At 40.9% G+C, this 13,213-nt stretch carries 10 protein-coding genes, 1 tRNA gene and 1 pseudogene; 5 read left to right on the top strand and 7 right to left on the bottom strand.

The annotated features are described in order from the left end of the window. The first annotated feature begins 46 nt into the window (after window positions 1–46). From NPUN_RS18235 to NPUN_RS18225, 3 genes are all read left to right on the top strand, one after another. Window positions 47–1,402, top strand: coding sequence for an ATP-binding protein (locus NPUN_RS18235; protein WP_012409973.1), 1,356 nt, complete (start codon window positions 47–49; stop codon window positions 1,400–1,402). A 301-nt stretch (window positions 1,403–1,703) separates the two neighbouring features. Next, complete coding sequence (locus tag NPUN_RS18230) at window positions 1,704–2,993, top strand: tellurite resistance TerB C-terminal domain-containing protein (protein ID WP_041565500.1); 1,290 nt, start codon at window positions 1,704–1,706, stop codon at window positions 2,991–2,993. A gap of 96 nt (window positions 2,994–3,089) precedes the next feature. Further along, window positions 3,090–4,418 carry an ATP-binding protein gene (locus NPUN_RS18225; protein ID WP_012409971.1) on the top strand — a complete coding sequence of 443 codons (1,329 nt, stop codon included), beginning with the start codon at window positions 3,090–3,092 and terminating at the stop codon, window positions 4,416–4,418. Window positions 4,419–4,457: 39 nt separating this feature from the next. On the opposite strand, the pseudogene NPUN_RS39250 reads toward NPUN_RS18225, so the two are convergent. Then, window positions 4,458–4,751 (bottom strand): annotated as a pseudogene (locus NPUN_RS39250) (protein kinase domain-containing protein); the annotation flags it as partial. A gap of 334 nt (window positions 4,752–5,085) precedes the next feature. On the opposite strand from NPUN_RS39250, the gene NPUN_RS18220 reads away from it, so the two are divergent. Beyond that, window positions 5,086–6,690, top strand: coding sequence for a serine/threonine protein kinase (locus tag NPUN_RS18220; protein WP_012409970.1), 1,605 nt, complete (start codon window positions 5,086–5,088; stop codon window positions 6,688–6,690). 77 nt (window positions 6,691–6,767) lie between these two features. Here NPUN_RS18220 and NPUN_RS18215 read toward each other — a convergent pair whose 3' ends face one another. The 5 genes from NPUN_RS18215 to NPUN_RS18195 form a co-directional block, all read right to left on the bottom strand. Next, window positions 6,768–7,949, bottom strand: coding sequence for a CapA family protein (locus tag NPUN_RS18215; RefSeq protein WP_012409969.1), 1,182 nt, complete (start codon window positions 7,947–7,949; stop codon window positions 6,768–6,770). Window positions 7,950–8,143: 194 nt separating this feature from the next. After that, window positions 8,144–8,228, bottom strand: a tRNA-Ser gene (locus tag NPUN_RS18210). A gap of 151 nt (window positions 8,229–8,379) precedes the next feature. Then, the gene (locus NPUN_RS18205) at window positions 8,380–9,084 is read right to left on the bottom strand and encodes a DevA family ABC transporter ATP-binding protein (RefSeq protein WP_012409968.1); all 705 of its coding nucleotides are present in this window, start codon (window positions 9,082–9,084) and stop codon (window positions 8,380–8,382) included. 66 nt (window positions 9,085–9,150) lie between these two features. Beyond that, window positions 9,151–10,326, bottom strand: a complete 1,176-nt coding sequence (gene devC / locus NPUN_RS18200; protein ID WP_012409967.1) for an ABC transporter permease DevC — start codon at window positions 10,324–10,326, stop codon at window positions 9,151–9,153. Then, window positions 10,323–11,630 (bottom strand): HlyD family efflux transporter periplasmic adaptor subunit, encoded by a 1,308-nt coding sequence (locus NPUN_RS18195; protein WP_012409966.1) that lies wholly within the window; start codon window positions 11,628–11,630, stop codon window positions 10,323–10,325. Before NPUN_RS18195 ends, devC begins: the two co-directional genes overlap by 4 nt. A gap of 300 nt (window positions 11,631–11,930) precedes the next feature. Between NPUN_RS18195 and NPUN_RS18190 the strand changes: the two genes are divergently transcribed. Beyond that, a complete protein-coding gene (locus NPUN_RS18190) occupies window positions 11,931–12,545 on the top strand; it encodes a TetR/AcrR family transcriptional regulator (protein ID WP_012409965.1) in 615 nt (204 codons plus the stop codon). 180 nt (window positions 12,546–12,725) lie between these two features. On the opposite strand, the gene infC is transcribed toward NPUN_RS18190, so the two are convergent. Continuing rightward, on the bottom strand, window positions 12,726–13,160 hold the full coding sequence (infC, locus tag NPUN_RS18185; RefSeq protein ID WP_012409964.1) for a translation initiation factor IF-3: 435 nt from the start codon (window positions 13,158–13,160) through the stop codon (window positions 12,726–12,728). Window positions 13,161–13,213: the final 53 nt, after the last annotated feature.

Genomic DNA, 13,213 nt, shown 5'->3' with positions numbered 1-13,213 from the left:
GCAGACAATTTACCATAGCTAAATAGCTATACCACACAGTTGATTGATGGATAATCAGGCGATGCCAATAACAAGTACTTCCTTATATACAAAAGTCCAATATCTCCAGCGTCAAGCGGACTCACTTTTACTGTACCAGTCTGTTCTCCAAGGCGAAGTAGGGATAGCATTTCTGGAACTGTTGCAAGCTATACGTTACACTGACTCTGATGCACGTGGTTGTCTCCAAGCCTACGGTCGTTACTTCCACGCTTTAGCTGCTAAAAATCAAAACTGGGAAGACTATTTAATTACTCAACTTCTCTTCTCTAAGAATCCTTTTACAAAGCTGGCTGAAGTGAAAGAATTTGAAGAATTGCCCCCAGCTTTAGTAGCAGCAGTACAGCATGATTTACAAATATTGCAAAGTCTCTATGAATGTAGCAGCGCCTCTTTGAGTGAGTGGATACAAAACGTAGCTCACATGCCGATTTCGCCAGTAGTGTGGTATAAAGAGCAAGAATTCGTAGGAGTAGAGACAAAGTTCGCTACATATTTGCAAGACTTAGATAATTGGGGTGATGCTGTAAAAGAGTTGGCGGCTTATTATCGGCAATGTGGCTCTGGTTTATTTGCAGAATATCGCGCTTTACGTTGGCAAGCTGGGCAGTTTATCGGTATCCAATATTCTGATCCAGTTAAGTTGAGTGCGCTTGTAGGTTACGAGTCTCAAAGAGATGCTTTGTTAAAAAATACAGAGTTTTTATTATCAGGAGAGATGGCACTTCATGTATTACTTTACGGTAGTCGTGGTTCTGGCAAATCTTCTTTAGTGAAATCTTTGTTGAATGAATATAGCGAGCGTAGTCTCCGCTTATTGGAAGTGACAAAATCTGATTTAAAAGACTTACCAGAAATTGTGGAACATTTACGAGGAGTGTCACAAAAGTTTATTATCTTTGTCGACGATCTTTCCTTTGAAGAAGATGATGATGCCTTTAAAGCGCTCAAGGTAGTTTTAGAAGGTAATTTAACCGCGCGGCCGCAAAATGTAGTTGTGTATGCTACTTCCAATCGCCGCCACTTGATTCGGGAGTTCTTTGTGGATAGACCTACCCCCAAGGATACTGAGGAAATCCATGCTTGGGATACGATGCAGGAGAAACTTTCGTTTAGCGATCGCTTTGGTTTAACCTTGACCTTTGAACCAGCCGATCAGAAAACTTATTTGAAGATAGTACAACATCTAGCTGCACAAGCTGAAATTAATATTACCCAAGAAAATTTAGAGTTTCAAGCATTACAGTGGGCAACTCGCCACAACGGTCGTTCTGGACGCACAGCACGGCAGTTTGTTGATTTCTTAAAAGCAGATTTAAGACTTTTTTATGCAAATAACAATACATCCAATACTTCTGATTAAAATTAGTTTATTGATTATTAAAGTTTTTTGTTAGTTACATAACACTATGATGCGCCAGTAACTAAAACTAGATATTTCAGAAATACTATGATACAAAACTTTGGAAAAATGCCTTATTTAACCAAGCAGAATAACCTGTGTATTCTAATTTTTAATTACATTCGGATATCCGCCAATGTAATTACGAATTACGTAGCTTGCTTTTTGCCTTCTCTACGAGACGCTACGCGACTAGCGAGTATTACGAATTAGTATGAAACTTACTTATTCTGATAATTTCACTACGCTAAAAACGAGCAATATGCAATCAGTAACAATCAGCAATCGATTTATACTAGGAATAGTTGCCTTTAGTGTGAGTTTTGGTCTTAGTCTCGTCCCAAGCTGGGATTTTAATAAAGCTTTTCTCACAGGTTTAATTACTGCCGCTACTATCTATGCAGCAGCATTATTTGTAGATAAACGGCGGAGAAATTATGAAATGTTTGTTTTAGGTTCTCTCCGCAAACGAATTAAAGAAATGGAAGGGTTGAAAGCTCGTCTTGTCAGAGAAATAAATCAAATCGAAGAACATCATAATTTATTATATGCAGAGTCACAGCAACTGCAAAATCAAGTTACAGAAAGCCGTAACCAAAGGGATAGTTTACATCGAGAATTAAGAACATTTGCCGGACAAAAAAAACAGCTAGAGACTGAAATAAATAGTCTGCAAACTGAAATTAATAACTTGCAGAAAAATCAAACAGAATTGAATAATGCTTTTTCTATACTTACAGCAGAGAAGCGTCGTCTAGAGTCGAATTGTAATGTATCTCGTGCTGAAATCACGCAATTGCAAAGCCAAATTTCAGAACTCCAGCAAGAGAGACAAGAAGTTGAAAGTAATTTAACTCTTTTAGGCAGACTCAAACCCCAATTAGAAGAAAAACTATACGAACTGCGAATTGCAATTCAAGAGTTAGAAGTTGAGACAACGCAAAAAAATCAGTTGCTGGTAGCGACAAAAACTGAAAGAGAAAATATTCAAGCTATCCTACATTCTTCACAAACCAAACTAGTAGAACACAAATCCGAATTACAGCAGTTGCAAGGGCAAATTTCATTATTGCAAGAAGAACGAGATTCATTACAAAATCAAGTATGGGAATTACTCCAACAACTAGAAACATTTAATCAAGAGCCTTTAGCAGATAGTTTTCAAGAAGATGATACTGAATTGTTTCCTTTTTCTGAAATAATGGAAACTACAGCAGTTATAGGCAATTCGGAAATTGATACATCAGAGAATATACCTGAAGAATGGACTAATTTTTTAGAAAATCTCCCAGGATACGAACTACAAGTATTAAAAGCTATAGTTGAACAAGATAATCCCAAAGCTGCTATTAAAAAAATTGCCGAAGCAAATATCACTATGCCAAATCTTTTAATCGATTCTATAAATGAACGGGCAAATGATACTATTGGGGAATTAATAATTAACTCTGATTCGGAAAGTCCAGAAGTTTACCATGAGCATATTACCTATGTCAAAAAAATGATTGTAATGCATGAAAGTCTCATGGCTAGACATACGTCGCCAAATTAAAATATTATTGCCGTCGTAAGATTAGTAGTAAGGTGAATATGTACCTTACCTATTTACTACGTGCTTATGTGTTTAGAATAAAGTGAAGTGTAATACATGGCAAAGCTCAAAATCTCGAAAAAAATCTCCACTGCTTTAATCAATTCCCTTGGTGCGGGAGTAGTACCAAGAGTAGGAGTTGAATATATTGCAGTAGGTCGAGAAAAAGAACTAAAAAGCCTATTACAAAATCTCGATGATATTGCAGAAGGTGTAGCAGCATTTCGCTTCATAATTGGTAACTACGGTTCCGGGAAAAGTTTTTTACTGCAACTAATTCGTAACCGTGCTATGGAGCAAGGTTTTGTAGTAGCTGATGCTGATTTATCCTCTGAACGCCGATTAGCTGGAAGCAACAATGAAGGTGTAGCCACTTATAGAGAATTAATGAGCCACCTAGCTACAAAAACTCGCCCTGATGGTGGTGCTTTAGTTTCGATTTTAGAAGGATGGATTAATAAAATTCAACAAGAAGTGGTTAAAGAAACTGAAATGCGTCCCAATGACGATGGTTTTGATGACCAAGTTGAATCAAAAATTAGGGAAGTAGTTCAGTATATTGAAGGTTTAGTTCACGGTTTTGATTTTGGTAGCGTGATTATCGCTTATTGGCGTGGCTACCGAATGGATGATGATAATTTAAAAAATGCGGCGATGCGCTGGCTGCGGGGAGAATTTACTACTAAAGTTGAGGCGAAAGCAGCTTTAGGAGTGCGCGTCATTATTGATGATGATAGTTGGTATGACTATATAAAACTGTTTGCGAAATTTGTCGCTGAGATTGGTTATAAAGGACTGTTAATTTTAGTTGATGAAGCTGTACATTTATATCAAATATCTACTACAGTCACGCGCGAAAAGAATTATAATCGACTCCTGGCAATGTTTAACGACACCATGCAGTGTAAAGCTGAACATCTTGGCATTGTCGTTGGTGGAACAACTAAATTTTTAGAAGATCCCAAACGCGGACTTTTTGCAGACCAAGCTTGGCAAAGACGCACAAAAGAAAGTCGTTTTGTTGCACAAGCTAATGTTCAAGAAAATTCAGGGCCAGTGATTCGGCTAAATCCGTTGAGTGAAGCAGAAATATTGACGCTTCTGCAACGTTTAGCTGAGATTCATGCACTTAATTTTGGGTATGAACAGACTTTGACAAATCGTGAATTGAAGGAGTTTGTGCAAGAAATTATTAATCGTTTGGGTGCGGAAGCATTACTGACACCAGGAGAAATTGTGCGAGATTTTATGAGTGTGCTGAATATTCTTCACCAAAATCCAGGAATTGTGTTTGCTGAATTAATTCATGGCTCTAAATTTAAACCTACTGCTATGGGTAAAAATCCAAATGTGGATGAAAATGGCGCTGCCGAATTTAGTTTGTGATTTACTCTCTAGTAATTGGTAAGCCTAGCCAATCGCTCAACCAGAGCGATTTATTAATAGAATATTGCTTGGTTTGATATCACGATGAATTATGGGCGTTTGACGGCCATGCAGATATTTGAGAATTTCTAGAATGGCTTTTGCTAGTTTCTTAACTTCTTCTTCACTGAAACTACGCCCAATTTTGAGTTGTGCTTCTAGAGATTGGGCTGGGATATAGATATAACTTTGTACGAGTGCAAATCCTCTGCTGTTGGGTGAATCTAGCTCAAAGTAGTCAAGGTAGCAGGGAATAGCTGGGTGGGAGAGTGCTTTGAGTGTTTCAGCTTGTGCTGAATTAAGACGAAATTAAAGCGTCAATTAAGAAACTATGTTGTAGCAACTAGCGCGTCGAGTCGTATTTTCTCCTTGACATTACGGATGTAGCAGATAGCTTAAGTCTTTTTCCTACTTCAGAATTTCTTTACTCCCGCGTTATCATCTGAAAAAGATAAAACTTTTGTGAGGTGGGGAGGTTTTCTCGCTTAGGGAGTTCCGACAACTAAATCATCCCGTAGAATAGACAGGTGATAAACCCTGCCTCATAAAAAATACGGGAAAATTTTTAGAAATTCCTCAAGACTCAGGACTCGCTATTTATCTGCTCACTCAGGATTCAGGACTCTTTATGTTAGCAGGCACAATTTTGCAAGATGGAAAATATACCCTAATTCAAGAAATAGGGCGGGGTGGCTTTGGTATTACATTTAAAGCTACCCATCACTACTTAGGTCAGGAGGTGGTGATGAAAACCATCAATGAACGGCTGCGACAACATCCTGATTTTGCGAAATTTGAGCGCCAATTCCAAGATGAAGCCAGACGATTAGCTACGTGTATTCATCCAAATATAGTCCGAGTCAGTGACTTTTTTGTGGAAGCTGGACTGCCTTACATGGTAATGGAATACATTCGTGGTGAAACCTTGGGAGACGCATTTGTATTACCAGGAATAACTTTGCCTGAAGCCACAGCAATTCATTACATTCGTCAAATTGGAGCAGCTTTACAGGTAGTACATAACAATGGTTTGCTGCACCGAGATGTCAAACCAGATAATATTATTCTTCGTCAAGGAACACAAGAAGTAGTACTAATTGATTTTGGCATTGCCAGGGAATTTAATGGCGGTGTCAGACAGACTCACACTGGTCTAGTTTCTGAAGGCTATTCTCCAATTGAGCAGTATTTGACACAAGCACCGCGCACACCCGCCACAGATGTTTATGGTTTAGCCGCAACTTTGTATGCACTTTTGACAGCACAAGTTCCTATGCCAGCATTATTGCGCGATCGCGAACAAATGCCTTCCCCGCGCGAATTACAACCACACTTGAGTGCTGCTGTCAATCAGGCAATAATGCGGGGTATGGCGGTGGAGTCTCGTTTTCGACCAGCAACAGTTGCCGAGTGGTTACAACTGCTACCTGGAAATGAGGCGCTGATGACACCGGAAGCCTTAGCAACTTATGCAGTCCCAACTGTCAATTTATCTGCCAAAGAAGCTGCAACTTTACTTGGGAAAACTGGCCGAAATCGCCTTCATAAGCCATCTGTGCTTGCACAACCCAACCAAGGCATCTCTAAAGGAAACCCACTGGCAAAAAAACCGGGATCATCTCAAATACTCATTGGTATGGGTGTAGCCTTAGTTGCTGCTACCGCAGGTTTTGGCATCACTAGCATTTTACCCAAATCTCAGCCGCAGCCAACTACAAAGCCGCTTTTTGAACAGCCTACTCAACAGCCAGCCGCGAAAGTACCTAGCGTAGAAAATGGTGCAGAGACTAACACCACCTCAAGAACAGAATCAGCACCTCTTTCTAATTCCAAGCAGCGCCGACGTAATCGCCGTTCTTCCCCCGAAGAAACTCCTAGTAGCCCTACAGGAGATTCACAACGAGGCGATTTGCAGCAATCTGCACCTTCACCTAGCGTTTCACCCACACCCTCGCTAGTAGAGAAACTACGGGCGATCCGATCAACTCGTAGTGCTTCTCCCGCACCATTGCCACAAAATAACTCACCCGCTTCTAATCAGAATTCTGCTTCCCCTCAACCGATAATTCCACCAAATTCTGTGGTTATACCAGCAGCACCACCGACACAATCCAAACAGTCAGATCCTTCTGCCGTAGTAGTACCAACACTGGAAAAGCAAAATTCACCAACTGATAATCAACCCCAGAGCGATCGCAAATTGCAAGAAAAGCTACAAGATGATAATAATTAGTCAATTTTAGATTTTTTCTTCAAAGTCGAGATTTTCTGTATCAAGAACTACTTGAGAGTTACCATTCTGTGACATAGCTAAATCCCTGATTTCCTTTTCTTTACAACAACTTCCCCTTTCTTATTAATCTTCACCGGATTTTTGGGAAAAGCTTGATTATTCAAATCACGCATAAGTTTCACAGTCCGAAAATACCGATCAATTTGAGGGATTCCTTGACGATTCATTCGCACGGGGATAATTTTACTTGATACCAAATCTCCCATAGAGTTGAGTTTAACTTCTAAAATCATAGAGTCACCCGTCTGGGCATTTGTAGATAAAGTTCGATATCCTAAAAAGTTTCCTAAAGAGTAGGCAATGATTTTTCCCTTATAAATTTCCATCGCTCTCGGAACGTGAGGCCCATGTCCTAATACTAGGTCTGCTCCAGCATCAATCATATTTCTAGCAAACTGGATTGAATTACCTCGGTTCTCTCCATAAAAAAACTCTGTCTGATTCTTAACATGTAGTGCCTCAGTTCCTTCGGCTCCAGCGTGCATCGATACTATTACAATATTTGCTTTATTTTTAGCTTTCGCTATCAGAGCTTGGGCTGCTCCTAAATTATGGATGGAATTATACATTTCATAAGGAGAAAAACCCACCATTGCCACAGGGATATTGTTAGCTTTCAAATAAAGAATTTGATTTTTATGACCTAATGTTGCAATGCCCACAGCCTCAAGATTTTTCTTTGTATCTTTGAACCCTACCGAACCGAAATCCATTGCATGATTATTCGCCATATTAAACACATTAAAACCAGCCTCAGCAAATAGCCGAGCATATCCAGGTGGGGAGCGAAAAGCAAAGACTTGTCCTCTACTAGTATCTTTGGTAGTGTAAGGATAGTTAGTTAAGCTACTTTCAAAATTACCAAATAAAATATCAGATCCTTGCAAGTGGGATCTCACTGGCTTTGGTAATAATTGCTCCTGAAACCGGGGTAATCTATAGTTAGGAAAATTAGTGCCGGGAATAATATCTCCAACAGCTTTGATAGTAATAATATCTGAAGAAGTTTGCTGCTTTGGTGTTAATGACGTAGGTTCAGCAATAGTAAACGGTAATGATACAGGTTCAGTGGGTGTAGTAGCAGCGTTTAATTGCTGTGATTGCCCAAGCCGAATTACGACTCCTATACTAATACCCAGATATAAACAGATACTGATAAAACTAAATGAAAACTCTCTCCCCAGGCTGAGATTTGCCATCGTTCACTCCTCACACGATGGCATTAGTTTATCCCAAAAATCTGTGTTGGTGCTGTATATTTTAGTGTTTATTCGACAATATTTAACTCAGTAGCCACGGAAATATAAGCTCGTTTCACTTGCAAATAATTATACGTGCCAGTTATCAAGCCAAACATTATCGGTTTGTCCAGTTCTTTAGAAACATTTTTAAACGGAGAGGGGGGGATTCGAACCCCCGTTGGGTTTCCCCAAAACGCATTTCGAGTGCGTCACCATGAACCGCTCGGACACCTCTCCAGATATTTATTTACACATTTGAGTATCTATCTTATATTCAAACGCCGTAAATTGAGGTAAATTTTATCCTATTTCCTATAGTACTATAACATTACCGCTTTATCTGCGTAGTCGCAGGACACTTACGCTTCATAAAAAACAACCAGCCTAACTAACTGGCTTCAACAACAGCCCGGTCATTTACTAATTTGCCATCTTCCATATAGACAATGCGATCGGCAATATCTAGAATGCGGTTGTCATGAGTCACCAAGAGAATGGTACAATACTGTTCTTTAGCTAGTTTTTGCATGAGGTTGACCACATCTCGTCCCGATTTACTGTCAAGGGCGGCGGTGGGTTCATCTGCTAAGACAATTTTAGGACGACCTACTAACGCACGAGCGATCGCAACTCTTTGTTTTTGTCCCCCAGATAAATCATCAGGATAGTAATTCAAGCGATGCCCTAATCCTACCTCCTCTAACATTTGGGCTGATCGAGCTTTCATTTCTGCGGGTGAAATATTATTATGCACTTCTAAGCCCATTCTGACGTTCTGGAGTACTGTCAGGCTACCGTGCAAGTTGTGCGCTTGGAAAATATAACCGTTATTGCGTCGCACCTGGGTAAGTTGTGCTGTCTTAGCGCCACATAGTTCTTGTTCCAATATCTGCAAACTGCCAGATTGGGCAGAACGCAAGCCGCCGGCTAAGGTAAGAAGTGTAGTTTTACCAGAACCAGAAGGCCCAGTCATAATAATAATTTCGCCAGCGTTAATATCCAGGTTGATATCAAAGAGAACTTGTTTGCGAAGCTGACCATGACCGAAATAGTGATCGAGATTTTTAACAGAGATGACAGGTTGACTACTCATAAATAGCTTGATTACTCGTGATGCTTGTCATTTGTCCTTTGCAAAGGATAAATGACAAATGACAAATTAAAACATATCTGCGGGATCGGCTGACTGTAATTTACGGGTGGCGATCGCACCAGAAATTACACACATAATCATAGTCAGGGTTAATACCGTCAAAGCCCGTGCTACGGTCATGTAAAGTGGCAAATTAGTCGCATTACGTGTTAAATGATAAAGTCCTAAAGGTGCGATCGCTCCTGGGATAAAGCCCAAGACTGCCAAAATTATCGCCTCTTCAAGCACCACACCTAATAAGTAGAGATTGTTATACCCCATCGCTTTAAAAGTGGCGTATTCTTTAATATGGGAATTTACATCTGTAGAAAGAACTTGATAGACAATAATCACGCCTACCATAAACCCCATTGCTACACCGAGGCTGAAGATAAATCCGATTGCAGTATTTGTTTTCCAGTAATTTATTTCAAATTCGATAAATTCTGCTTGAGTTAAAACTTTGACATCATCATCTAAATGAGATTCTAAAGCTGCTTTCATCTCTTTTGGATCGTAGCCTGGTTGCAGCTGCACCAAACCAAGACTAACGCTGCTGGCTTCTCGTCTGGGAAATAGTCGCAGAAAGTTTTGGTCGCTGGTGATTAAAGTACCATCTGCTATGAAGGAAGCCCCGACTGTAAATAAGCCGCTAATGGTAATTGTCCGCCGTTCTATTTCGGTTGTGACAGTTTTACCTTGTTCAATTTTGGCGATCGCTTCATTGTAATCTCCTCTAGAGGCGCGATCGAAGAGAACGGTATCTGGTAGCTTAACAGCATCTACCTGGCGATTCACATCCGCTAAGTTAAACACTTGCCGATCGGGATTGAACCCCATAACTAATATTGTCGTCTTCTGTTGTGTTTGGGGATTTTTCCAATCAACAATGTTGACGTACATTCCTTCTGCCGACTTTACACCTGGTACATCCATTGCTTGATACAGCCGCCGCCGCGTAAAGTTAGACATATTTGCTAGGTTACGTGCTTGGGGGCTGATGACAAACATATCAGCCTGCATACTCCGATGCAAGATTGTATTACTTTCAAACAAGGCAGTCTGAAACCCTAGCTGCATGAACATCAGAACATCAGCAAAGGCAATGCCTGACAATGCCACCAACAGACGACCTTTTTCGTGACTCAGTTGCAACCATCCTAAAGGTGTTCGCCGCCGCAGTTGCTGGATAAATCCAATCACAGTTCAATTACCGCCTTGACTTGCAAATTAGTTAAGCTAGAAGCGTTTTGGCTAGATAGTTTATTCAGTTGCACATGAACTTCCACTACTCTGGCATCAATATTGCTAGAGGGATCGGCGTTGATCAGATTTTGCCGCTTTACCTGCATACCAATCCAATCTACTCTTCCCTCTAATTCATTGCGTAGGGAATCACTGCTGACCCGCACATCCTGTCCCGGACGCACTCTCTTGATATCACTTTGGTAGACTTCTACCACTGCATACATCTGGTCGGTTTGGCCTAGAGCCACAATTCCTTCATCGCCAACAGTTTCTCCGGCTCGTGTATTAATCTCCAAAATTCGACCGGCTTTAGGAGCCACAATGTATGCTTGCGCCAGTTCTGCTTTAATTTTCTCCACGGTGGCTTGAGCGCTCTCTATCTCTGCCTGTGCATTTGCTATATCTGTGGGACGGACTTCAGCAGTTTGATTCAGGTTAGCTTTTGCTTCGTTAATCTGCTGTTGTAAGCTGGCGAGGGTTTTATCCTGGTTAGCTTTTGCTTCGTTAAGTTGCTGTTGTAGGGTAGCCACAGTTCTTGTCTGAGTGGCTTGGCTTTCAATTAACGCTTGAGTGGAAGTTTCTGCACTTAAACGTCTGCTATCAACTTCCTGGCTAGAAATTGCTCCTGCTTTATATAAAGTCTCGTAGCGCTGTACCTCAGCTTGGGCATTACGTCTCTCGGCTGCTACGCGAGCCACTGTTGCTTGCAAGCTCCGTTGTTGCCCAAGGAGTTCTGCTTCTATACGGTTAATTGTGGCTTGCTGAGTTTTAATGTCTCCTTCTAATTCTACTTGCAGACGATTCACGGTAGCTTGACGCGCTCCAATTTCTCCCTGTTTGGCTCCAGCTTTTACCTGGTTAAGGCGGGATTTAGCAACTTTAACTTGTTTTTCTGCTTCACCCAAAGTCGCTTGGAGGCGATCGCGGTTGTCCATAATCGCAACTACCTGCCCAGCTTTGATGGCATCGCCTTCTTTCACCAATAGTTGCTCTACCCGATTTCCTTCATTAGAAGAAGGCGCTGATAGTTTTATTACTTCTCCCTTTGGTTCTAGCCGCCCTAATGCTGTGACTGTTTTTACCACAGGCTGAATCGCTACTGATGTCTTTTGCTTCTCATTAGCTGTAGCCTGAAGCTTCATCACAGCATAAACGCTGATTCCGCCTATTGCTAGAGATGTAATTATTGCAAGTAGAACAGGCGATCGCACAAGATTCTGAGAAGACCTTAGACCCTCTGAATTCCTGTTTTGCTCCATACTATTTTCCCCTTACCACCAGTAGCAACTTGTACTAAACTGTTCAGTTCAATTTATGCTAAACTAAACGGACTAGTTTAGTCAAGATGATATAACTAAACTTGTCAATCAAAAAGGCATTATGCAGGGGAATGCTATTCCCTATTGGGATTGATTGTCTACTAGAAGAAAGTAGAAGCGAGGAAAGCTGATAATAAAGGCTTTTGGGCTTTATGAAAGGGTATATTTATTTTCGCCATTTTGTACTGGGGCATTTTGCAGCATCTATTAATATTGTTTATAAGAAAGGATGATTAATAAATGGTACGCATCAAAACTGGCGAAGTGGATCGAGACAATTCCGTTGATAAAGTGGAGCAAATTCTGCAAGGAGCAATGCAAGAGTTCCTTCAAAATGGCTATGCTGGAACAAGCATGGATCGGGTAGCGGTAGCAGCAGGTGTTTCTAAAGCGACAGTCTACAGCCACTTTCAAGATAAAGAAGGACTTTTTAAAGTACTGTTAGAGCAACTGACAAGCAAAAAGAACAGCTCCATTTTTGGCACAGAACCTATTGAGGGAGAACCAGCCGCCATACTGCGCCAAATAGTAACCAAAGCATTAGAGCAGATGATTAATGACCAAGAACATAGTGCATTTATGCGAGTACTAATAGGGGAATCTGGGCGTTTTCCTGAGTTAGCTCAAATTTGTGTTCGGGTGATGATTAAGCCAGTAGTGGAAACTCTTACTCAGTACTTGGAGGCTCCGGAACTAAAGATACCCGATCCAGAAGCAACAGCGAGAATCCTCTTAGGAACATTAGTGCATTTTCATATTACTCAAAATGTGATGCATGGACAGGACATTGTGCCAATGGAAAGCGATCGCTTGATTGATGCGTTAACACACCTAATCACTAAATGCGCCGATTGATTGGCTATGTCCCATTGTTAGCTGATGGAGTGCTGTTGCCTATGCTCTGGCTTTTTTGGTTTCTTAGCTTGGAGCTAAAATCCCACGGCTTGATCTGAAAACGAGCAATAGCAATGTTTTCATGTCCGTGGGAGTTTCAAAAGCTGGCACAAATACATCCTCCAGCGATCGCAAGATTAACTAGGCAGGAATGACTTGAACAATTAATGAGCGTTTATCCAGTGACTGGATTTTACCTACTTGACTGAGGTCTTTTGCAATTCTGTCTAGCAGTTCTCCCGCTTGGTCACGATATTGATGTTCTCGGCCTCGTAAACGAATGGCAAACTTCACTGAATCGCCTTTACTCAACCAACCAACTGCTTTTTCAATACGTAAATTGTAATCAGCCACACCCACGTTTAAACCGAAACGAACTTCTTTTACCGTAGGTCTAGCACTCTGGCTCTGACGTTTTTTCTTTTGATACTGAAGCTTACCATAATTCAGGATTTTGGCAATTGGGGCCTCTTTACCTTGAGAGACTACAACCAAGTCAAGCTCTAAGCTCTCGGCCAACTGTAGCGCCTCATTGGTGTCGATCAGACCACGATTGTTATTCTCATGGTCAATCAAGAAGACATGAGGTGACTTGATTTGTGAATTAATCAGTTGCTTTTGGATTGCGA

Origin of the sequence: Nostoc punctiforme PCC 73102, from assembly GCF_000020025.1 — a bacterium.
Classification (GTDB): domain Bacteria; phylum Cyanobacteriota; class Cyanobacteriia; order Cyanobacteriales; family Nostocaceae; genus Nostoc; species Nostoc punctiforme.
The sequence above is the reverse complement of the archived record's forward strand: the minus strand, read 5'-3'. Positions and strand labels throughout refer to the sequence as shown.

What these genes read in the sequence shown, in the direction of transcription:
- NPUN_RS18235 (WP_012409973.1), top strand. Translation starts at nt 47, where the DNA reads ATGGATAATCAGGCGATGCCAATAACAAGTACTTCCTTATATACAAAA.
- NPUN_RS18230 (WP_041565500.1), top strand. Translation starts at nt 1,704, where the DNA reads ATGCAATCAGTAACAATCAGCAATCGATTTATACTAGGAATAGTTGCC.
- NPUN_RS18225 (WP_012409971.1), top strand. Translation starts at nt 3,090, where the DNA reads ATGGCAAAGCTCAAAATCTCGAAAAAAATCTCCACTGCTTTAATCAAT.
- NPUN_RS18220 (WP_012409970.1), top strand. Translation starts at nt 5,086, where the DNA reads ATGTTAGCAGGCACAATTTTGCAAGATGGAAAATATACCCTAATTCAA.
- NPUN_RS18215 (WP_012409969.1), bottom strand. Translation starts at nt 7,949, where the DNA reads ATGGCAAATCTCAGCCTGGGGAGAGAGTTTTCATTTAGTTTTATCAGT.
- NPUN_RS18205 (WP_012409968.1), bottom strand. Translation starts at nt 9,084, where the DNA reads ATGAGTAGTCAACCTGTCATCTCTGTTAAAAATCTCGATCACTATTTC.
- NPUN_RS18195 (WP_012409966.1), bottom strand. Translation starts at nt 11,630, where the DNA reads ATGGAGCAAAACAGGAATTCAGAGGGTCTAAGGTCTTCTCAGAATCTT.
- NPUN_RS18190 (WP_012409965.1), top strand. Translation starts at nt 11,931, where the DNA reads ATGGTACGCATCAAAACTGGCGAAGTGGATCGAGACAATTCCGTTGAT.